The organism is Pseudomonas sp. IT-P260 (assembly GCF_949768395.1).
GTDB lineage: Bacteria > Pseudomonadota > Gammaproteobacteria > Pseudomonadales > Pseudomonadaceae > Aquipseudomonas > Aquipseudomonas parakoreensis.
In genome coordinates, this window is record NZ_CATKPO010000041.1 from 77,340 (window position 1) to 97,957 (window position 20,618).

The window sequence follows — 20,618 nt, forward strand, 5'->3', positions numbered from 1 at the left end:
GAGCCTGCACCCGAACAACAATAGTCGCTCCCTAACTTTTGGCTGGCCGGCATTGCATTGCCGTTTGGGCCCTCGAGAAAAATATTCATGAAGAAGCTGTGTTTGCTGGGCCTGTTCGTCAGCCTGGCCAGTCATCAAGTATTGGCCGCCACGACCCCGGTACCCCTGGAAAACAAGGACGCGTTCATCAGCAACCTGATGAAGCAAATGACCCTCGATGAAAAGATCGGCCAGTTGCGCCTGATCAGCATCGGCCCGGAAATGCCCCGCGAACTGATCCGCAAAGAGATCGCCGCCGGCAATATCGGCGGTACGTTCAACTCGATCACCCGCCCGGAAAACCGTCCGATGCAGGACGCGGCAATGCGCAGCCGCCTGAAGATTCCGATGTTTTTTGCGTACGACGTGATCCACGGTCATCGTACTATTTTCCCGATTCCGCTGGCCCTGGCCTCGAGCTGGAACATGGACGCCATCGGCCAGTCCGGGCGTATAGCCGCCAAGGAAGCGGCGGCCGACAGCCTCGACATTACCTTCGCGCCGATGGTCGACATCTCCCGCGATCCGCGCTGGGGCCGCAGCTCCGAAGGTTTCGGTGAAGACACCTATCTGACTTCGCGCATCGCCAAAGTGATGGTCAAGGCCTATCAGGGCGATACCCCGAGCGCCGCCGACAGCATCATGGCCAGCGTCAAACACTTCGCCCTGTATGGCGCGGTCGAGGGCGGTCGTGACTACAACACCGTCGACATGAGCCCGGTGAAGATGTACCAGGACTACCTGCCGCCCTACCGCGCCGCGATTGACGCCGGCGCCGGTGGCGTGATGGTCGCGCTGAACTCGATCAACGGCATCCCGGCCACCGCCAACACCTGGCTGATGAACGACCTGCTGCACAAGGACTGGGGCTTCAAGGGCCTGGCGGTCAGCGACCACGGCGCGATCTTCGAGCTGATCAAGCACGGCGTGGCCGCCGACGGTCGTGAAGCGGCGAAGCTGGCGATCAAGGCCGGCATCGACATGAGCATGAACGACACCCTGTACGGCAAAGAGCTGCCGGGGCTGCTCAAGTCCGGCGAGATCGAACAGAAAGACATCGACAACGCCGTGCGCGAAGTGCTCGCCGCCAAGTACGACATGGGCCTGTTCAAGGACCCGTACCTGCGTATCGGCAAGGCCGAGGATGATCCGGCCGACACTTACGCCGAAAGCCGTCTGCACCGCGCCGAAGCCCGTGACGTGGCACGTCGCAGCCTGGTGCTGTTGAAGAACCAGAACGACACCCTGCCGCTGAAGAAAGACGCGAAAGTCATGCTGGTCGGTCCATTGGCCAAGGCGCCGATCGACATGATGGGCAGTTGGGCGGCGGCCGGTAAGCCGGCGCAATCGGTGACCCTGTTCGACGGCATGAGCTCGGTGATTGGCGACAAGGCCAACCTGATCTACGCCCGTGGCGCGAACATCACCAGCGACAAGAAGGTTCTGGATTACCTGAACTTCCTCAATTTCGACGCCCCGGAAGTGGTCGATGACCCGCGTCCGGCCAACGTGTTGATCGACGAAGCGGTGAAAGCGGCCAAGGACGCCGACGTGATCGTCGCCGCTGTGGGCGAATCCCGTGGCATGTCCCACGAATCCTCCAGCCGCACCGACCTGAACATCCCGGAAAACCAGCGCGAGCTGATCCGTGCCCTGAAAGCCACCGGCAAACCGCTGGTACTGGTGCTGATGAACGGCCGTCCGCTGACTATTCTCGAAGAGAACCAGTCGGCTGATGCGATTCTGGAAACCTGGTTCAGCGGCACCGAGGGCGGCAACGCCATCGCCGACGTGCTGTTTGGCGACTACAACCCGTCGGGCAAACTGCCGGTGACCTTCCCGCGTTCCGTGGGCCAGATCCCGACCTACTACAACCACCTGAGCATTGGCCGGCCGTTCACGCCGGGCAAACCGGGCAACTACACCTCGCAGTATTTCGATGACACCACGGGCCCACTGTTCCCGTTCGGTTATGGCCTGAGCTATACCAGCTTCAGCCTGAGCGACATGGCGCTGTCGTCAACCACGCTGAACGCCACCGGCAAGCTCGAGGCCAGTGTGACCCTGAAAAACACCGGCAAACGTGACGGCGAAACCGTGGTGCAGCTGTACATTCAGGACGTCACCGGCTCGATGATTCGCCCGGTGAAAGAACTGAAGAACTTCCAGAAAATCATGCTCAAGGCCGGCGAACAGAAAGTCGTGCACTTCACCATCACCGAGGATGACCTGAAGTTCTACAACGCCCAGCTCAAGTACGCGGCTGAGCCTGGCAAGTTCAACGTGCAGATCGGCCTGGATTCGCAGGATGTGACGCAGCAGAGCTTTGAGTTGCTGTAACCGCAACAACACTGCAAAAACCCTGTGGGAGCGAGCCTGCTCGCGAAAGCGGTTACTCAGATAAACAATTGCTGACTGACACACCGCTTTCGCGAGCAGGCTCGCTCCCACATTGGATTCAGGGTGTATTCAAAATCGGTTTTAGCCGCGGCGATCGAGAATATTGACCACCAGCCGATCCACCCAGCCCCAGATCCGCTGCTTCACCCGCCGCCACAGCGGCCGGCGTTGCCACTCCTCCAGACTGACCTGCTGACTCAGGCCGAAGTCCTTCTCGAAACTCTGCACCACCGCTGCCGTCAACGACGGATCCAGTGCCTCCAGATTCGCCTCCAGATTGAAGCGCAGGTTCCAGTGATCGAAGTTGCACGATCCAATGCTCACCCACTCGTCCACCAGCACCATTTTCAGGTGCAGGAAACACGGCTGATATTCGAAGATCTGCACCCCGGCCTTGAGCAGGCGCGGGTAGTAGCGATGCCCGGCGTAACGTACCGACGGGTGATCGGTGCGCGGCCCGGTCAGCAGTAATCGGACGTCGACACCTCGGGCAGCGGCCTTGCGCAGCGAGCGGCGGATTTTCCAGGTCGGCAGGAAGTAAGGCGTGGCCATCCAGATGCGTTTCTGCCCGCTGTTCAAGGCGCGAAACAGCGACTGCAGAATGTCGCGATGCTGGCGGGCATCGGCGTAGGCCACGCGGCCCATGCCCTCGCCCATGTCCGGAACCTTGGGCAAGCGTGGCAGGCCGACATGCGCCGAAGGTTTCCACGCCCGGCGATGGCGGTTGGCGATCCATTGGCGGTCGAACAGCACTTGCCAGTCGAGCACCAGCGGACCGCTGATTTCCACCATCACTTCATGCCATTCGCTGCTGTCCTGCCCGGGCGTCCAGAACTCATCGGTGACACCCGTGCCGCCGACCACCGCCAGACGCTGATCAACCAGCAGCAATTTGCGGTGATCACGATAGAAGTTGCCGACCCAGCGCCGCCAGTTCAGGCGATTGTAGAAACGCAGTTCGACCCCGGCCTTGGTCAGGCGCTGACGCAGGTGCAGGGTAAACGCGAGGCTGCCGTAGTCATCGAACAGGCAACGTACCCGCACCCCGCGCTCGGCGGCCTGCACCAGCGCCTGCACCACGGCTTCGGCGCAGGCGCCCGCCTCCACCAGATACAACTCGAGTTCGACCTGTTCTTCGGCGCGGGCAATTTCCACCAGCATGCGCGGGAAGAATTGCGGGCCGTCGATCAACAGTTCGAAGCGATTGCCGTCCCGCCACGGGAACACCGCGCCGCGCATGTCAGCGCGCCGTGAAAATCAGCACCGCACCCACCGGTACCGACAGACTGATGGCCGACAGGCCGGCCAGGTTGCGCAGAGTTTCCAGACCCGGCACCAGGTCAAAATCCTCGGCGTTGATCACCAGTGGTTCCAGGGTCACCACTTGAAAACGCCGGTCATCAAGACGGGTGGCCAGCAACTGCGCCGGGTATTCGTGTTGCTTGCCGTGCAGGTTGACGGTCAGCGGCAGACGCAATTCCAGCTGCGCACCGGGGGCCAGATCGTTGATCGGGCGCAGGTCGATCCGGGTGCTGATGGTCGCTTCGGGGAATTGCTCGATCTGGAACAGCTCCTTGCGCATGCGCTCGTCGCGCAGCGGGATGCCGCTGTTGATCGAATCCAGCTCGACTTCGACTTCAGCGCGGCCATCCGGATCGACCTTGCCGTGCAACACCAGGAAGCGCTGCACTTCGGAAATGTGGGCGTTTTTCGTGCTGACGAACGACAGCCGCGACGACTCGCCATCCAGATACCAATTGGCCTGCGCCGGCAGCGCGGCGGCGGCCAGCAGCAGACTGGCGAAGGCTTTATAGAGGGAGCGGTTGAACATTGAATACTCGTGGGGGCGATAAACCTGCACGAACCTTAACCGCCCATAGGTTTATTGCAAACATTAAGATCAAAAGATCGCAGCCTGCGGCAGCTCCTACAAGGAATGCAAAACCTGTAGGAGCTGCCGCAGGCTGCGATCTTTCAAGGCTGTAAACGACAGCCTTGCCGTTCACCCAGCCACTGCGCGCGATTGCTGCGGCCCATGCCACTGACGGTGACGGTTTTGCTCGCGCTGTCATCGGTAAAACCGCTGGTCGGCAGCCACTGTTTCACATAACCCCGGCAATATTCAGCCTGGTTGTTCATCACGTAGCGACACGAACAATATTCCTTGGCCGTGTACGCACTGATGATGTCGGGGAACGCCCATAGATTGTCGCGTTCGAGCCAGATCCAGCCCAGCAGCACGATCAGCGCCAGCAGCAACACCCGCTTGAACAACCTCATGGCTGCACCGCCTGGATCACGCGCTTGAGCAGTTCGTTGTGGCGATAACTGCCGTCGCGATCATCGGCGTAACGCACGATCAGCAGTTTCTCGCTGGGGATTACATACAGCGCCTGCCCCCAATGACCGAGGGCGGCGAAGGTGTCGGGCGGCGCGTCGGGCCATGGCGCGGCGGCGCCATCCGCCGGGCGATTGAGCCACCACTGGCCGCCGGGCACCGCTTCGTCCTGATGAGCCTTGTAGCCGGCAAATGGCTCACGGTTGAAGGCGATCCAGTCCTTGGGTAGCAATTGCCGGTCGCGCCAACGTCCGTCGCGCAGCATCAACAGGCCAACCCGCGCCAGATCACGGGCGGTGAGATACGCGTAAGAGGACGCGACAAACGTGCCGCCGGCATCGGTTTCCCACACGGCATGGCGAATGCCCAACGGCTCGAACAGCGCCGTCCACGGATAGTCGGGATAACGCTCGGGGCCGACCATGTTCTTCAGCGCCGCCGCCAGCAAATTGCTGTCACCACTGGAATAACGGAACGCCTGCCCCGGCAGCGCGTAGGCGTCGTGATTGGCAGTGAACGCGGGCATGTCGCGCTGCCCACGGGTGTAGAGCATTGCCACCACCGAGGATTTCAGCGGGGCGTATTCGTAATCCTCCTGCCAGTCCAGACCGGAAGCCCAGTGCAGCAGGTCGGCAATTGTCATGGCCGGGTGTTTTTCCAGAGGCGGGTAGAACCTCACGGCCGGATCTTCGAGCCTGAACAAGCCTTCGCCATACGCCACACCAAGCACCGTGGCCATCAGACTCTTGCTGATCGACCAGGTCAGATGTGGCTTTTCGGCACGGGTCGGACCGGCATAGCGTTCGTAGATAACCTGACCGTCGCGAATGACCAGCAAGGCGTCGGTGCGGATGCCCTGGCGGGTGTCGTCGTCGCGGGGCGGGAAGGCGTAGGCCTCTAATGCCTCGACTGCTGCGCCGCTGATTTTTGCGCCCGTCGGCCATTGTTCATCCGGCCATTGCTCGGCCTGGACCGTGAAGCTGATCAGCAGCAGAAACAGGGACAGGCCTTTGATCATGGAAAAATCTCAACCGACGTGTGCAGAGATCATGGCCCAGAAAAATGACAATCTCCCGATCACTGTAGGAGCTGCCGCAGGCTGCGATCTTTTGATTGTGCATTTAAAGATCAAAAGATCGCAGCCTGCGGCAGCTCCTACAGGGGAATGTGCAGGGCTTTGGCCAAGCGCTTGGCCCGCGCGCCCGCCGCCAATTGCATCACCGACTGATCACGCTGCCACATCTGCGCCCACTCCGGGTTGCCCTCGGCCAACGCCTGATCGATCTCGTTCTTCAGCGCATCAAACTGCGCAAACAACCCACCCAGCAACACATGTCCGGCCGGATTGTTCGGCGGCTGGCGGCTCGCCTCCGCACAGCCGGCCAGCAGCGCCAGCAAACGCAACAGCAGCGGCTGCGACCAGCCACTGTCCTGACCGACGCCATACAGCCACGCGGTCATCGCGCTCAACACATAGACATCTTCCAGGGTGCGGAACGGCTTCACATAAGCATCCCAGCCATCCCCCGCGAGCAACTCGCACAACGCGCCGTCCAGGTGCAGACGACCGTGGCTGATGTCCGGCATCAACGGCAGTGCCGGGAGCTTTTCCACGCGCACGCCGGGCTCGCCGGGATAGACCACCGCCAGGCTCAGGCGCGGGGTTTCGCCGGGTTGTTCACTGCGCGCGGCGACGAGCAGCCAGTCGGCGGCATCCCCAGCGGTCACGAAATCCTTGCGCCCGCTCAGGCGCAAATCACTGAGACGGGTCTGCATGTCCGCCGGGCGCAAGCTGCGCTGTTCGGTCGCACACAACGCGCCAAGACTCGGCGGTGCGCTCGGCCAAAGCATGCGCAACGCCGCCTGATACCCCACCAGAAACGCCAGCCCCGGCGTCGCCATGCGCCGCCCTCCGGCCACCGCCAGTTCGAACGGCGTCACGTTGCCCACTTGCTGCAACAACGTGGCGAAACCTTCCGCCAGATCAGCCACGGCGGGCAGACGTTCATGACTTTCGAGCAGGCTGGGCCAGGGCATAAGAGGCTCCTTGAGGGCTGTCATACAAGCATCACCAAACGTTCATGGCGATGACACCGGGGCTACATAGCCTGACTTTGCACAACATGGCTGCATAAAGAAAGTCGATCGGCTGCAACCCACGACGGGTTCAAGGCCCGTACGGAGATTCAAATGACTCAGATCGCCCGCATCAGCGACACCGGCAATGAACGCCGCCTGCAAGCCGAACGCCTGATCGGCGCCGAGGCCTTGCAGCAAGCCCAGGCCTTGCGCTTCAGCGTCTTCAGCGGCGAATTCAACGCCAGGCTGAAAGGCGCGGAACTGGGTCTGGACATGGATGACTATGATGTTCACTGCAGCCACATCGGCGTGCGTGACCTGAACACCGGGCGTCTGGTCGCCACCACTCGTTTACTCGATCACACGGCTGCCAGCAGCCTGGGCAAATTCTACAGCGAAGAAGAATTCAGCCTGCACGGACTGGCCCATCTGCAAGGACCGATCCTCGAAATCGGCCGTACCTGTGTCGACCCGGCCTACCGCAACGGCGGCACCATCGCTGTGCTGTGGGGTGAACTGGCCGAAGTGTTGAATCAGGGCGGCTACAGCTACCTGATGGGTTGCGCGAGCATCCCGATGCAGGACGGCGGCGTGCAGGCCCACGCGATCATGCAGCGTCTGCGCGAACGCTACCTGTGCACCGAACACCTGCGCGCCGAACCGAAGAATCCGCTGCCATCGCTGGACATTCCGTCGAACGTGATCGCCGAAATGCCGCCGCTGCTCAAGGCCTACATGCGCCTGGGCGCGAAGATCTGCGGCGAGCCGTGCTGGGACGAAGACTTCCAGGTTGCCGACGTGTTCATCCTGCTCAAGCGCGACGAACTCTGCCCGCGTTACGCCAAGCACTTCAAGGCGGCCGTGTAATGAGCCGGCTGCGCGTGTACGCGCGAATCGCGCGGGTGCTGCTGGTGGTGACGCTGGGCCTGACCATGGCCAGCGTGTTCGGCGTATTCGAACGTCTGGGCCTGGCGCACTCGATGCAACGTCGGCAGCGCTGGTCGCGTTTCTTCATGGCACGTTTGAGCAATGCCCTGCCCTTTCGCGTAACGGTGCACGGCGAGTTGCCGCAGCAGCCAATGCTGTGGGTCAGCAATCATGTGTCATGGACTGACATTCCACTGCTGGGCATGCTCACGCCGCTGTCGTTTCTGTCCAAGGCCGAAGTGCGCACCTGGCCGGTGGCTGGCTGGCTGGCGGCCAAGGCAGGCAGCCTGTTCATCCGTCGCGGCTCGGGTGACAGCCAGTTGATCCGCAAACAGATGACCCGCCATTTGCAGACGCAGCATCCGCTGCTGATGTTCCCGGAAGGCACCACCACCGACGGCCGTTCGCTGCGCACTTTTCACGGTCGCCTGCTGTCGGCGGCCATCGATTCCGAGGTGATGCTGCAACCGGTGGCGATCCGTTATCTGCGCAATGGCGAGATCGACGCGCTGGCGCCGTTCATTGGTGACGATGATTTGCTGTCGCACCTGATGCGTCTGTTCAGCAATGATTGCGCCGATGTTGAAGTGCATCTGCTCAAGCCGATCGCCTGTCAGGGCCGCGAGCGTGCGGCACTGGCGTTCGAAGCGCAGCAGGCGGTGCAGAAGGCGTTGTTTGGTGATATCGCCAAAGCGGCCGAACCGCGTCGCGCCGGCGAATTGATCGCTGCCTGAAACACCGATTCCCCCCCTGTGGGAGCGAGCCTGCTCGCGAAAGCGGTGGATCAACAACATGAATGTTGAATGACACTGCGCTTTCGCGAGCAGGCTCGCTCCCACATTTAGATCTTCAGTGGCTCAGCTTTTTGGGCGAAGTCCTGAAGTTGCGGGTAGAACAACGCGAAGTCCTCACTCAGCGGCTCATACAACCGCCGCAATTCCTGCATCGCCATCGCCAGTTCCTCCGGCCGGGTCAGGCGCCGGGAGATCCCGCGCAGCACCTGCTCCAGCACTTCAAACGCCTGATACGAACCCAGCCAGTCGTTGGCAACCATGTACGGTGCGATCTTCGCCAGGCGTTCGGGCAATTGCCGTTCATTCGACAGCACCCGGTACACGTCGCGGGTGAAGTCCTCCAGCGGCTGATCGGCGTACAGCGTCCAGTCCCGCGCCAGGCAATGGTCGAAAAACACATCGAGGACAATCCCCGCGTAGCGCCGCCGGGTCTCGGTGAAACGCCCGAGGGCGATGTCCACCACGGGGTGGCGATCGGTGAACACATCAATCCGCCGATGCAGCTGAATCGCCGCTTCGATCTGCGGCGCAAATTGCCCTTGCAGGCGTCCTTTGACGAAATCGCCATACAGACTGCCGAGTAATTGCTCGGGGAGCTGGCCTCCGAGGTGTAAATGTGCGAGATAGTTCATGGGCGCAGCTTAGCACTGCGCGCTTTCATCGTTACAGCACACGTATCGTTATAACCCGATATACCGATTTATGCGGTCGTCAGATCAAATTCATATTGGTATATCGCGAAATACCGATTTAAAGTTCGCCTCATCGCGATATAGCGCTACACATCACGAGCACAAAGCCATGAACCTCGACCTCGACGAAATAATAAAAGCCCTGGCACACCCAGTACGGCGAGACATCCTCATCTGGCTGAAAGACCCCAAAGCCCAGTTTCCTGAGCAGATTCACAACCACGAGTACGGCATCTGTGCCGGGCAGATCGATCAACGTTGCGGCCTGTCGCAGTCGACCGTCTCCGCCCACCTGGCGACCCTGCAACGCGCAGGCCTGATCAGCAGCCAGAAAGCCGGCCAGTGGCACTTTTTCAAACGCAACGAGGACGTGATCCAGGCGTTCCTCGACGCCATCGTCAAAGAGCTCAGCGCTCCCACAAGGAATTGATTCAAATGCCCCTCTCGCTACTCATTCTGGCCTTGAGTGCCTTCGCCATCGGCACCACCGAGTTCGTCATCATGGGCCTGCTGCCCGATGTGGCGACCGACCTCGGTGTGTCGATCCCGGGCGCCGGCTGGCTGGTGACCGGTTACGCCCTGGGCGTGGCCATCGGTGCACCGTTCATGGCACTGGCCACCGCCAGACTGCCACGCAAGGCTGCACTGGTAGCGCTGATGGGCATTTTCATCGTCGGTAACCTGCTGTGTGCCATTGCCAGTGACTACAACGTGCTGATGTTTGCCCGTGTCGTCACCGCGCTGTGCCACGGTGCGTTCTTTGGTATTGGTTCTGTGGTAGCTGCCGGGCTGGTCGCGCCAAACAAGCGCGCATCAGCGGTGGCGCTGATGTTCACCGGCCTGACCCTGGCCAACGTGCTCGGCGTGCCACTGGGCACGGCGCTGGGTCAGGAAGCCGGCTGGCGTTCGACCTTCTGGGCGGTGACCGTGATTGGTGTCGTGGCGCTGATCGGTCTGATCCGCTTCCTGCCGGCCAAGCGTGACGAGGAAAAACTCGACATGCGCGCCGAACTCGCCGCCCTCAAGGGCGCCGGTATCTGGCTGTCGCTGAGCATGACCGCACTCTTCGCCGCGTCGATGTTCACCCTCTTCACCTACGTCGCGCCGCTGCTCGGTGATGTCACCGGTGTCTCGCCAAAAGGCGTGACCTGGACCCTGCTGCTGATCGGCCTCGGTCTGACGGTGGGCAACATCATTGGCGGCAAACTGGCGGACAAGCGTCTCGGCGCGACCCTGATCGGCGTGTTCGTGGCAATGGCGGTGGTTTCCACCGTGCTGAGCTGGACCAGCGTTGCGCTGATCCCGACCGAAATCACCCTGTTCCTCTGGGCCACCGCATCGTTCGCCGCCGTTCCGGCGCTGCAAGTCAACGTGGTGACCTTCGGCAAGGCGGCTCCGAACCTGGTGTCGACCCTGAACATCGGCGCTTTCAACATCGGCAACGCGCTGGGCGCCTGGGTCGGCGGCAGCGTCATTGCCCACGGTTTCGGCCTGACCAGCGTGCCCCTGGCCGCCGCCGCGCTGGCCGTGCTCGCGCTGCTGGTGACCCTGATCACTTTCCGTCAGAACGGCGATGCCGGCCTGGCCCCTGCTACCCACTGATTAACCACTTCACTGACGAGGGTTGTACACATGGCAACTATTTTCGATCCGATCAAACTGGGCGACCTCGAGCTGTCCAACCGCATCATCATGGCCCCGCTGACCCGCTGCCGCGCCGACGAAGGCCGCGTGCCGAACGCGCTGATGGCTGAATACTACGTACAGCGCGCGTCGGCTGGCCTGATCCTGTCCGAAGCCACCTCGGTCACCCCGATGGGCGTTGGCTACCCGGACACCCCGGGCATCTGGTCCAACGACCAGGTCCGCGGCTGGACCAACGTGACCAAAGCCGTGCACGCTGCCGGCGGCAAGATCGTCCTGCAACTGTGGCACGTCGGCCGCATCTCGCACCCGTCGTACCTCAACGGTGAAGCTCCGGTCGCGCCGAGCGCCATCCAGCCTAAGGGTCACGTCAGTCTGGTGCGACCACTGGCCGACTACCCGACCCCGCGCGCGCTGGAAACCGCTGAAATCGCCGAGATTGTCGAGGCCTACCGTACCGGCGCCGAGAACGCCAAAGCCGCCGGTTTCGATGGCGTGGAAATCCACGGCGCCAACGGTTACCTGCTCGACCAGTTCCTGCAAAGCAGCACCAACCAGCGTACCGACAACTACGGCGGTTCTCTGGAGAACCGTGCGCGCCTGCTGCTGGAAGTGACTGACGCGGCGATCGACGTCTGGGGCGCCGGCCGTGTCGGCGTGCACCTGGCACCCCGCGCCGACTCCCACGACATGGGCGACGACAATCTGGCCGAGACCTTCACTTATGTCGCTCGCGAGCTGGGCAAACGTGGCATCGCCTTCATCTGCTCCCGCGAGAAAGAAGGTGCCGACAGCCTCGGCCCACAGCTCAAAGAAGCCTTCGGCGGTGCGTACATTGCCAACGAGCGTTTCACCAAAGACAGCGCGAATGCGTGGCTGGCTGAAGGCAAGGCTGACGCCGTAGCGTTCGGCGTACCGTTCATTGCCAACCCGGACCTGCCGGCACGCCTGAAGGCCGATGCCCCGCTGAACGATCCGCGCCCAGAGCTGTTCTACGGCAAGGGCCCGGTCGGTTACATCGACTACCCGACGCTGTAAACGTTATTCAGTCCAAAGCAGCCGAAACGCAAAAGCCCCCGACTCGTGAGAGCCGGGGGCTTTTTCTTGGGCGTTCGGTACGGGGCAGCTAACATTCGTTCACAGGGACGACACAAAATCCCTACAAAATCCGTAGCTCGCTACGTTTAAACTCGCGGCTCGGGCGTCTATAAAAGCAGGCCAATTGACATAACCTGTGTCAATTACGCATTTTGTTTCATTTGCGCAGGCTGGGGCTCAGGCGCAGCATATCCAACCCTGTATCGACCCAACGCTCGGCCTCGGCATGCAGCTCAAAGCTGTCCGGCGCCAATAGCCATCCATACAGGAGGCCATCGATATACGCATGAATGCTGATGGCCGCGCGGGCAGTGTCGAGATCTTCCGGCAACTGGCCGCGATTGACCGCATTACGCAGGGTCAGTCCGATGCGCAGATTGCAATCGAGACTGGCCGTGCGGCGCTGCTGGCGCAGATCGCACATTTCATCGGTGAATTCGCACTTGTGAAACAGAATCTCGTTAATGCGACGGGTCTTCGGATCCAGGGCAACCTGATGGAACAGATGGATCAACAGCTTGCGCATGCACCCCAGCGGATCGAGTTCATCCTCGCTCTCGCTGGCCTTGGCCAATTCATCCAGCGGTTCGTGCAGGCTGTCGAGCATCGCCTGCACCAGATCGGCCTTGTTGCTGAAGTGCCAATAAATGGCACCGCGCGTAACGCCGGCCATTGTCGCGATATCCGCCAGGGTCGTGCGGGCCACGCCCCTTTCATAAAACGCTTTCTCGGCCGCTTCGAGAATCTGGCTGCGCGTTTCCTGAGCTTCCTCTTTGGTACGACGGACCATGGCAGTAAAACCTCAAACAGGATGTTTCAGGGATGGCTGAATATCCGCTGAATAAAGAGGGGGCCGATTTCTCACGAATCGGCTCCCCGGCCTACAATTTCAAACCTTGCGACGCATTTTGTAACAGGGTGGGTACGACGCCAAGCTATTTACAAACAACCATGAACGTAAGTATATTCCTTAGCAAGCTACTTATCCACTCGACCCGATTTTTTTACCCTTCCACACTTCTTGTGCGCATTTTGCGCGCCTGACCCGAGGATCTTCATGCAATTCAAGCCAGCTGTTACCGCTCTGGTCACTGCCGTCGCCCTGGCATCGCTGCTCAGCGGATGTAAAAAGGAAGAAGCGGCCCCTGCCGCTCCGCCTCCTCAGGTCGGCGTCGTCACCCTGCAACCACAAGCGTTCACCCTCACGTCGGAACTGCCGGGGCGCACCAGTGCGTACCGCATCGCTGAAGTCCGGCCACAGGTCAACGGCATCATTCTCAAGCGCCTGTTCAAGGAAGGCGCCGACGTCAAAGCCGGTCAGCAGCTGTACCAGATCGATCCGGCAGTCTATGAAGCGACCCTGAAAAGCGCCGAAGCCAATCTGCGCTCGACCAAGTCGATCTCCGACCGCTACAAGCAACTGGTCGACGAGCAGGCCGTGAGCCGTCAGGAATACGACACCGCCGTGGCCAACCGCATGGAATCGGAAGCGTCGCTGCAAAGCGCGCAGATCAATGTGAAATACACCAAGGTCTACGCGCCGATCTCCGGTCGTATTGGCCGTTCTGCGGTGACCGAAGGCGCGCTGGTCAGCAATGGTCAGGCCGACGCGATGGCGACGATCCAGCAACTGGACCCGATCTATGTCGACGTCACCCAGTCCTCGGTTGAACTGCTGGAACTGCGCCGCGAGCTGGAAAGCGGTCGCCTGCAGAAGGCTGGCGACAACTCGGCAGCGGTCAAGTTGACCCTGGAAGACGGCAGCCAGTACAAGCTCGACGGCAAACTGGAATTCTCCGAAGTGTCGGTTGATCCGACGACCGGTTCCGTGACCCTGCGCGCCGTGTTCCCGAACCCGGATCACACCCTGCTGCCCGGCATGTTCGTTCGCGCCCAGTTGCAGGCCGGCGTCAACGCCGCGGCCATTCTGGCGCCGCAACAAGGCGTGACCCGTGACCTCAAGGGCACCCCGACCGCACTGGTTGTCGGCCCGGACAACAAGGTCGAACTGCGTCAGCTCAAGGCCAGCCGCACCGTCGGCAGCCAGTGGCTGATCGAAGATGGCCTGAAAGCCGGCGATCGCCTGATCACCGAAGGCCTGCAATATGTTCGCCCAGGTGCTCAGGTCAACCCGACCGAAGCGACCAACGTCGCCAAGAACCCGGCCCCCGCTCAGGCAGCTGACAAAGCCGCTGGCGGCAAAGGGGAGTAACTCATGTCGAAATTTTTTATCGACCGTCCGATTTTCGCCTGGGTAATTGCCCTGGTGATCATGTTGGTCGGGGCACTCTCGATCCTCAAATTGCCGATCAACCAGTACCCGAGCATTGCGCCTCCGGCCATCGCGATCTCCGTGACCTACCCGGGTGCTTCGGCACAAACCGTGCAGGACACCGTGGTCCAGGTGATCGAGCAGCAGCTCAACGGTATCGACAACCTGCGTTATGTGTCTTCGGAAAGTAACTCCGACGGCAGCATGACCATCACCGCGACCTTCGAGCAAGGCACCAACTCCGACACCGCGCAGGTTCAGGTTCAGAACAAGCTGAACCTGGCGACCCCGCTGCTGCCGCAGGAAGTGCAGCAACAGGGTATCCGCGTGACCAAGGCAGTGAAAAACTTCCTGCTGGTGATCGGCGTGGTATCGCGTGACGGCAGCATGACCAAGGACGACCTGTCCAACTACATCGTGTCGAACATGCAGGACCCGATCTCGCGGACTGCCGGTGTCGGTGACTTCCAGGTCTTCGGTGCCCAGTACGCGATGCGCATCTGGCTCGATCCGGCCAAGTTGAACAAGTACAACCTGACCCCGGCTGATGTCAGCAGCGCGATCTCGGCGCAGAACGTTCAGGTGTCTTCCGGTCAGCTCGGCGGTTTGCCAGCGCTGCCTGGCCAGCAACTGAACGCCACGATCATCGGCAAGACCCGTCTGCAGACTGCCGAGCAGTTCAAGGCGATTCTGCTGAAGGTCAACCAGGACGGTTCGCAAGTGCACATCGGCGATGTCGCCGACGTCGGCCTGGGTGGTGAAAACTCGACCATCTCGGCGCAGTTCAACGGCAAGCCGTCGTCCGGTCTGGCGGTCAAACTGGCCAACGGCGCCAACGCCCTCGACACCGCCAAGGCGCTGCGCAAGACGATTGACGAACTCAAGCCGTTCTTCCCGCAAGGCATGGAAGTGGTGTTCCCGTACGACACCACGCCAGTGGTGACCGAATCGATCAAGGGTGTGGTTGAAACCCTGGTCGAGGCGATCGCGCTGGTGTTCCTGGTGATGTTCCTGTTCCTGCAGAACTTCCGCGCCACCGTCATCACCACGATGACCGTGCCGGTGGTATTGCTCGGCACGTTCGGCATCCTCGCGGCTGCCGGTTTCAGCATCAACACCCTGACCATGTTCGGTATGGTATTGGCCATCGGCTTGCTGGTGGACGACGCCATCGTCGTGGTGGAAAACGTCGAGCGGGTGATGGCCGAAGAAGGCCTGTCACCAAAAGAAGCGACCAAGAAGTCCATGGGTCAGATCCAGGGCGCTCTGGTCGGTATCGCCCTGGTGCTGTCGGCAGTATTGCTGCCGATGGCGTTCTTCAGCGGTTCCACCGGTGTGATCTACCGTCAGTTCTCGATCACCATCGTCTCGGCCATGGCCCTGTCGGTGCTGGTTGCGCTGATCTTCACCCCGGCGCTCTGCGCGACCATGCTCAAAGCCATCCCGAAAGGCGAGCACGGCACGCCGAAAAAAGGCTTCTTCGGCTGGTTCAACCGCAACTTCGACCGCAGCGTGCGCAGCTACGAGCGCGGCGTCGGCAACATCCTGCAGCGCAAGGCGCCGTATCTGTTGGCCTACCTGTTGATCGTGGTCGGCATGATCTGGCTGTTCACCCGCATTCCGACTGCGTTCCTGCCGGAAGAAGACCAGGGCGTACTGTTCGCCCAAGTGCAAACCCCGGCGGGTTCCAGTGCCGAACGGACCCAGGTCGTGATCGACGAAATGCGTTCGTATCTGCTGGAGAAAGAAGCGGGAGCGGTGTCCTCGGTGTTCACCGTGAACGGCTTCAACTTCGCCGGTCGTGGGCAGAGCTCGGGTCTGGCGTTCATCATGCTCAAGCCGTGGCACGAGCGTGATTCGAGCAACAGCGTGTTTGCCCTGGCCCAGCGCGCCCAGCAGCACTTCTTCAGTTTCCGCGACGCGATGGTGTTTGCCTTCGCCCCGCCAGCGGTACTGGAGCTGGGTAACGCCACCGGTTTCGACGTGTTCCTGCAGGACCGCGCCGGTATCGGTCACGAAAAACTGATGGAAGCGCGTAACCAGTTCCTCGGCATGGCTGCACAGAGCAAGGTGCTCTACCAGGTGCGTCCGAACGGTCTGAACGATGAGCCGCAATACCACCTGGAAATCGACGATGCGAAGGCCCGCGCCCTGGGCGTGAGCATTTCCGACATCAACAGCACCCTGTCGATCTCCTTCGGTAGTAGCTACGTCAACGACTTCATCGACCGCGGCCGGGTGAAAAAGGTGTACGTGCAAGGTCAGGCTGGCGCTCGCATGAGCCCGGAAGACCTGAAGAAGTGGTACGTGCGCAACAGCGCCGGGACCATGGTGCCGTTCTCCGCATTCGCCAAGGGCGAGTGGATCTACGGTTCGCCGAAACTGGCGCGCTACAACGGTGTGGAAGCGATGGAGATCCTCGGTTCCCCGGCGCCGGGTTACTCCACCGGTGAAGCGATGGCCGAAGTCGAAGCGATTGCCAAGAAGCTGCCGGCCGGTGTCGGTATCTCCTGGACCGGTCTGTCCTATGAGGAACGGCTGTCCGGCTCGCAGGCGCCAGCGCTGTATGCCCTGTCGCTGCTGATGGTGTTCCTGTGTCTGGCGGCGCTGTACGAGAGCTGGTCGATTCCGATCGCCGTGATGCTCGTGGTACCGCTGGGGATCATCGGCGCGCTGATGGCCACCAGCCTGCGCGGGCTGTCCAACGACGTGTACTTCCAGGTGGGTCTGTTGACGACCATCGGTCTTGCGGCTAAAAACGCCATTCTGATCGTCGAGTTCGCCAAGGAGCTGCATGAACAAGGGCGCAGTCTGCGCGATGCGGCGATCGAAGCGTGCCGCATGCGTCTGCGACCGATCATCATGACCTCGCTGGCGTTCGTTCTCGGTGTAGTACCGTTGGCGATCTCCACGGGTGCAGGTTCGGGTAGCCAGCATGCGATCGGTACCGGCGTGATTGGCGGTATGCTCACGGCCACGATCCTGGCGATCTTCTGGGTCCCACTGTTCTTCGTCACGGTTTCGTCCATGGGCCAGCGCAAAATCGCCGATCCGGACGAGACGACTGAAACTCCTAAAGAGGCTGGCCAATGAGCAAGTCGCTACTCTCCATCGCAGTCGCCGCCTTCGTGCTGAGCGGTTGCTCGCTGATCCCCGATTATCAGCAGCCTGAGGCTCCTGTCGCAGGTCAGTACCCGCAAGGGCCGGCCTATTCGCCGGCCCAGGCGCCGGCGCAAGCGGCTGCCGAGCAGGGTTGGAAGCAGTTTTTCCATGACCCGGCCCTGCAGCAGCTGATCCAGGTGGCACTGGAAAACAACCGCGACCTGCGTGTCGCGGCGCTGAACATCGACGCTTATGCGGCTCAATACCGCATCCAGCGAGCGGATCTGTTCCCGGCCGTTTCGGCCAATGCCAGCGGCAGCCGTCAGCGGATTCCGGCGCGAGCGTCGCAGACCGGTGATTCGACGATCACCAGCTCCTACACTGCGACCGTCGGCATCAGCGCCTACGAACTCGACCTGTTCGGTCGGGTGCGCAGCCTGAGCGAACAAGCGCTGCAACAATACTTCGCTACCGAAGAAGCGCGCCGCAGCACCCAGATCAGTCTGGTGGCCAGTGTGGCCAACGCCTACATGACCTGGCAGGCCGACAAGGAACTGCTCAAGCTGACGCAAGACACCCTCGGTGCCTTCGAAGAAAGCTACAAGCTGACCAGCCGCAGCAACGAAGTCGGTGTGGCCTCGGCGCTGGACCTGGCGCAGTCGCGCACCTCGGTGGAAAACGCCCGGGCACAACTGGCCAAGTACACCCGTCAGGTGGCTCAGGACGAGAACAGCCTGACCCTGCTGCTCGGCACCGGCATCCCCGCCAATCTGCAAGCGGCCAAACCGCTGTCGGATGATCTGCTCAGCGACGTACCGGCCGGCCTGCCTTCGGATCTGCTGCAACGTCGTCCGGACATCCTGCAAGCCGAGTACAACCTGAAAGCGGCCAACGCCAACATCGGCGCCGCCCGTGCAGCGTTCTTCCCGAGCATCAGCCTGACCGCCAATGCGGGCAGCCTGAGCCCGGACCTGTCCGGTCTGTTCAAAGGTGGTTCGGGCACATGGCTGTTCCAGCCGCAGATCAACCTGCCGATCTTCAACGCCGGCAGCCTGCGCGCCAGCCTCGACTACGCCAAGATCCAGAAGGACATTGGCGTGGCGAACTACGAGAAGTCGATTCAGACCGCCTTCCAGGAAGTCGCCGACGGCCTGGCCGCACGCCAGACCTACACCGAGCAACTGCAAGCGCAGCGTGACTTCGTCGCGGCCAACCAGGATTACTACCGCCTGGCCGAGCGTCGTTACCGCATCGGTGTCGACAGCAACCTGACCTTCCTCGACGCCCAGCGTCAGTTGTTCAGCGCGCAACAGGCACTGATCACCGACCGCCTCGCGCAGTTGACCAGTGCGGTCAACCTGTACAAGGCCCTGGGTGGTGGCTGGAATGCGCAGACCGCGCAGAACGAACCGCTGAAAGAAGAAGCACCGAAGATGAAGCTGTTCTGATCATCCGGTGAACACAAGGAGCCCACCGATTGGTGGGCTTTTTGTTGCCTGTCAGAAAAGTGTGTTGTTTGGGCTGCCCCTTTCGCGAGCAGGCTCGCTCCCACAGGGGATCGCATTCCAAATGTGGGAGCGAGCCTGCTCGCGAAGAGGCCCTAACAGACACCATAAAATCCAGCTGTATCTTGCGTTCGATAATCGCCCAAAACCTGCTTTCCCCGATTGAATCCCGCCTGCCGCCCCCCGCACCATTCGCTCCACAAAACCAATAACAACAGGTTCACACCATGCTCCCGCGCCCTGTCCCGTCCGGCTGATCGCCGCCGCTTCATTCCTGATCTGCAATGTCGTGCTCGCCCCAAAGTGGCGGCAGCGAACCCGTTCGTCCTCAAAAAAATAACAAGAGATCCTGCGATGACTCATCCCACTGCGCCGTACGCACTCCCCGGCCTGATCGCCCTGGCCCTGACCGGCGCCGCCCTGCCCGCCGCAGCCGAAGAAGCCGGTTTTATCGAGGGCGCCAGCGCCAACCTGAACCTGCGCAACTTCTACATCAACCGCAACTTCACCAACCCGACCAAGGCGCAGGGCAAGGCTGAAGAGTGGACGCAGAACTTCATCCTCGACGCCAAATCCGGTTTCACCCAGGGCACCGTCGGTTTCGGCATGGACGTGCTCGGCCTGTACTCGGTAAAACTCGATGGCGGTAAAGGCACCGGCGGCACGCAACTGCTGCCGCTGGATCACGACGGGCGTCCGGCGGACAACTTCGGCCGCACTAACGTCGCGTTCAAGGCCAAGCTGTCGCAGACCGAAATCAAGGTCGGCGAATGGATGCCAGTGCTGCCGATCCTGCGTTCGGACGACGGTCGTTCGCTGCCGCAAACCTTCCGTGGTGGCCAGATCACCTCGAAGGAGATTAACGGCCTGACCCTCTACGGCGGCCAGTTCCGCGCCAACAGCCCGCGCGACGACAGCAGCATGAGCGACATGTCGATGTTCGGTAAAGCGGCGTTCACCTCTGATCGCTTCAACTTCCAGGGCGGTGAATACCAGTTCAACGAAAAACGGACACAGATCGGTCTGTGGAACGCCGAACTCAAAGACATTTACAGCCAGCAATACGTCAACCTGACTCACAGCCAGCCACTCGGTGACTGGACGCTGGGCGCCAACCTCGGCTTCTTCTACGGCAAGGATGACGGCAGCGCCCGCGCCGGTGAACTCGACAACAAGACCTGGTCGGGGATGTTCTCGGCCCGCTACGGCGGCAACACCTTCTATGTCGGCCTGCAAAAACTCACCGGCGACAGCGCCTGGATGCGCGTCAACGGCACCAGCGGCGGCACCCTGGCCAACGACAGTTACAACTCCAGCTACGACAACGCCCAGGAACGTTCCTGGCAGGTGCGCCACGACTACAACTTTGCCGCCCTGGGCATCCCCGGCCTGACCCTGATGAACCGCTACATCAGCGGCGACAACGTACACACCGGCACCATCACCGACGGCAAGGAATGGGGCCGCGAATCGGAACTGGGCTACACCGTGCAAAGCGGTACCCTGCGCAACCTCAACGTGCGCTGGCGCAACTCGACCATGCGCCGCGACTTCAGCAACAACGAGTTCGACGAAAACCGCCTGATCATCAGCTATCCGATCAGCTTGCTCTGAACCCGCACGCCGGCGCTGCATGAGTGGCGCCGGCATCAACCACTGGTCAGCCCGGACTGGCGATTTGTCGAGGCGCAGATACAGTCAACAGGGTGTGTAAATTCTCCAGCCTGC

17 protein-coding genes are annotated in these 20,618 nt (G+C 61.3%); 10 read left to right on the forward strand and 7 right to left on the reverse strand.

Features of this window, described 5'->3' with window-relative positions; genetic code table 11:
• Positions 1-87: 87 nt before the first annotated feature.
• Positions 88-2,379: a beta-glucosidase BglX gene (bglX, locus tag ACM6HV_RS21475; protein ID WP_414905244.1), complete on the forward strand. Its 2,292-nt coding sequence runs from the start codon at positions 88-90 to the stop codon at positions 2,377-2,379.
• A gap of 141 nt (positions 2,380-2,520) precedes the next feature.
• On the opposite strand, the gene ACM6HV_RS21480 is transcribed toward bglX, so the two are convergent.
• The 5 genes from ACM6HV_RS21480 to ACM6HV_RS21500 form a co-directional block, all read right to left on the reverse strand.
• Positions 2,521-3,678, reverse strand: a complete 1,158-nt coding sequence (locus ACM6HV_RS21480; RefSeq protein WP_115988050.1) for a phospholipase D-like domain-containing protein — start codon at positions 3,676-3,678, stop codon at positions 2,521-2,523.
• A gap of 1 nt (position 3,679) precedes the next feature.
• Positions 3,680-4,270 carry a YceI family protein gene (locus ACM6HV_RS21485; protein WP_041070474.1) on the reverse strand — a complete coding sequence of 197 codons (591 nt, stop codon included), beginning with the start codon at positions 4,268-4,270 and terminating at the stop codon, positions 3,680-3,682.
• Positions 4,271-4,413: 143 nt separating this feature from the next.
• Positions 4,414-4,719 carry an amidase gene (locus ACM6HV_RS21490; RefSeq protein ID WP_414905245.1) on the reverse strand — a complete coding sequence of 102 codons (306 nt, stop codon included), beginning with the start codon at positions 4,717-4,719 and terminating at the stop codon, positions 4,414-4,416.
• On the reverse strand, positions 4,716-5,795 hold the full coding sequence (locus tag ACM6HV_RS21495) for a serine hydrolase domain-containing protein (protein ID WP_414905246.1): 1,080 nt from the start codon (positions 5,793-5,795) through the stop codon (positions 4,716-4,718). Before ACM6HV_RS21495 ends, ACM6HV_RS21490 begins: the two co-directional genes overlap by 4 nt.
• A 137-nt stretch (positions 5,796-5,932) precedes the next feature.
• Positions 5,933-6,814 carry an acyl-CoA dehydrogenase gene (locus ACM6HV_RS21500; RefSeq protein ID WP_414905247.1) on the reverse strand — a complete coding sequence of 294 codons (882 nt, stop codon included), beginning with the start codon at positions 6,812-6,814 and terminating at the stop codon, positions 5,933-5,935.
• Between the two features lie 153 nt (positions 6,815-6,967).
• Here ACM6HV_RS21500 and olsB point away from each other — a divergent pair, with 153 nt between their 5' ends.
• Together olsB and ACM6HV_RS21510 are read left to right on the forward strand one after the other, a co-directional pair.
• Positions 6,968-7,723 (forward strand): L-ornithine N(alpha)-acyltransferase, encoded by a 756-nt coding sequence (olsB, locus tag ACM6HV_RS21505; RefSeq protein WP_145593387.1) that lies wholly within the window; start codon positions 6,968-6,970, stop codon positions 7,721-7,723.
• Positions 7,723-8,517: a lysophospholipid acyltransferase family protein gene (locus ACM6HV_RS21510; protein ID WP_145593388.1), complete on the forward strand. Its 795-nt coding sequence runs from the start codon at positions 7,723-7,725 to the stop codon at positions 8,515-8,517. Before olsB ends, ACM6HV_RS21510 begins: the two co-directional genes overlap by 1 nt.
• Before the next feature lie 107 nt (positions 8,518-8,624).
• Here ACM6HV_RS21510 and ACM6HV_RS21515 read toward each other — a convergent pair whose 3' ends face one another.
• The gene (locus tag ACM6HV_RS21515) at positions 8,625-9,209 is read right to left on the reverse strand and encodes an ACP phosphodiesterase (RefSeq protein ID WP_414905248.1); all 585 of its coding nucleotides are present in this window, start codon (positions 9,207-9,209) and stop codon (positions 8,625-8,627) included.
• Positions 9,210-9,378: 169 nt separating this feature from the next.
• Here ACM6HV_RS21515 and ACM6HV_RS21520 point away from each other — a divergent pair, with 169 nt between their 5' ends.
• From ACM6HV_RS21520 to ACM6HV_RS21530, 3 genes are read left to right on the forward strand one after another with little or no spacing between them, the layout of a single operon-like run.
• Positions 9,379-9,699, forward strand: a complete 321-nt coding sequence (locus tag ACM6HV_RS21520; protein WP_003222436.1) for an ArsR/SmtB family transcription factor — start codon at positions 9,379-9,381, stop codon at positions 9,697-9,699.
• A 5-nt stretch (positions 9,700-9,704) separates the two neighbouring features.
• Positions 9,705-10,871: an MFS transporter gene (locus ACM6HV_RS21525; protein ID WP_145593390.1), complete on the forward strand. Its 1,167-nt coding sequence runs from the start codon at positions 9,705-9,707 to the stop codon at positions 10,869-10,871.
• A gap of 30 nt (positions 10,872-10,901) precedes the next feature.
• Positions 10,902-11,951: an alkene reductase gene (locus tag ACM6HV_RS21530; protein ID WP_047292174.1), complete on the forward strand. Its 1,050-nt coding sequence runs from the start codon at positions 10,902-10,904 to the stop codon at positions 11,949-11,951.
• A 217-nt stretch (positions 11,952-12,168) separates the two neighbouring features.
• Here ACM6HV_RS21530 and emhR read toward each other — a convergent pair whose 3' ends face one another.
• A complete protein-coding gene (emhR, locus tag ACM6HV_RS21535) occupies positions 12,169-12,801 on the reverse strand; it encodes an efflux system transcriptional repressor EmhR (protein ID WP_008080104.1) in 633 nt (210 codons plus the stop codon).
• Positions 12,802-13,068: 267 nt separating this feature from the next.
• On the opposite strand from emhR, the gene emhA reads away from it, so the two are divergent.
• The 4 genes from emhA (at position 13,069) to ACM6HV_RS21555 (ending at position 20,504) form a co-directional block, all read left to right on the forward strand.
• Positions 13,069-14,223 carry an efflux RND transporter periplasmic adaptor subunit EmhA gene (gene emhA, locus ACM6HV_RS21540; RefSeq protein WP_041070493.1) on the forward strand — a complete coding sequence of 385 codons (1,155 nt, stop codon included), beginning with the start codon at positions 13,069-13,071 and terminating at the stop codon, positions 14,221-14,223.
• Positions 14,224-14,226: 3 nt separating this feature from the next.
• Positions 14,227-17,376 (forward strand): efflux RND transporter permease subunit EmhB, encoded by a 3,150-nt coding sequence (gene emhB, locus ACM6HV_RS21545; RefSeq protein WP_086792071.1) that lies wholly within the window; start codon positions 14,227-14,229, stop codon positions 17,374-17,376.
• Positions 17,373-18,833, forward strand: coding sequence for an efflux RND transporter outer membrane subunit EmhC (gene emhC / locus ACM6HV_RS21550; protein ID WP_041070497.1), 1,461 nt, complete (start codon positions 17,373-17,375; stop codon positions 18,831-18,833). The genes emhB and emhC overlap by 4 nt, the downstream gene beginning before the upstream one ends.
• Before the next feature lie 411 nt (positions 18,834-19,244).
• A complete protein-coding gene (locus ACM6HV_RS21555; RefSeq protein ID WP_121184142.1) occupies positions 19,245-20,504 on the forward strand; it encodes an OprD family porin in 1,260 nt (419 codons plus the stop codon).
• Positions 20,505-20,618 lie beyond the last annotated feature (114 nt).

Bases quoted from the DNA above. Each gene is read 5' to 3' on its own strand.
- ACM6HV_RS21530 (WP_047292174.1), top strand. From the start codon at position 10,902: ATGGCAACTATTTTCGATCCGATCAAACTGGGCGACCTCGAGCTGTCC.
- ACM6HV_RS21490 (WP_414905245.1), bottom strand. From the start codon at position 4,719: ATGAGGTTGTTCAAGCGGGTGTTGCTGCTGGCGCTGATCGTGCTGCTG.
- ACM6HV_RS21510 (WP_145593388.1), top strand. From the start codon at position 7,723: ATGAGCCGGCTGCGCGTGTACGCGCGAATCGCGCGGGTGCTGCTGGTG.
- ACM6HV_RS21520 (WP_003222436.1), top strand. From the start codon at position 9,379: ATGAACCTCGACCTCGACGAAATAATAAAAGCCCTGGCACACCCAGTA.
- ACM6HV_RS21515 (WP_414905248.1), bottom strand. From the start codon at position 9,209: ATGAACTATCTCGCACATTTACACCTCGGAGGCCAGCTCCCCGAGCAA.
- emhC (WP_041070497.1), top strand. From the start codon at position 17,373: ATGAGCAAGTCGCTACTCTCCATCGCAGTCGCCGCCTTCGTGCTGAGC.
- emhA (WP_041070493.1), top strand. From the start codon at position 13,069: ATGCAATTCAAGCCAGCTGTTACCGCTCTGGTCACTGCCGTCGCCCTG.
- emhR (WP_008080104.1), bottom strand. From the start codon at position 12,801: ATGGTCCGTCGTACCAAAGAGGAAGCTCAGGAAACGCGCAGCCAGATT.
- emhB (WP_086792071.1), top strand. From the start codon at position 14,227: ATGTCGAAATTTTTTATCGACCGTCCGATTTTCGCCTGGGTAATTGCC.
- ACM6HV_RS21525 (WP_145593390.1), top strand. From the start codon at position 9,705: ATGCCCCTCTCGCTACTCATTCTGGCCTTGAGTGCCTTCGCCATCGGC.
- bglX (WP_414905244.1), top strand. From the start codon at position 88: ATGAAGAAGCTGTGTTTGCTGGGCCTGTTCGTCAGCCTGGCCAGTCAT.
- olsB (WP_145593387.1), top strand. From the start codon at position 6,968: ATGACTCAGATCGCCCGCATCAGCGACACCGGCAATGAACGCCGCCTG.
- ACM6HV_RS21495 (WP_414905246.1), bottom strand. From the start codon at position 5,795: ATGATCAAAGGCCTGTCCCTGTTTCTGCTGCTGATCAGCTTCACGGTC.
- ACM6HV_RS21555 (WP_121184142.1), top strand. From the start codon at position 19,245: ATGACTCATCCCACTGCGCCGTACGCACTCCCCGGCCTGATCGCCCTG.
- ACM6HV_RS21500 (WP_414905247.1), bottom strand. From the start codon at position 6,814: ATGCCCTGGCCCAGCCTGCTCGAAAGTCATGAACGTCTGCCCGCCGTG.
- ACM6HV_RS21480 (WP_115988050.1), bottom strand. From the start codon at position 3,678: ATGCGCGGCGCGGTGTTCCCGTGGCGGGACGGCAATCGCTTCGAACTG.
- ACM6HV_RS21485 (WP_041070474.1), bottom strand. From the start codon at position 4,270: ATGTTCAACCGCTCCCTCTATAAAGCCTTCGCCAGTCTGCTGCTGGCC.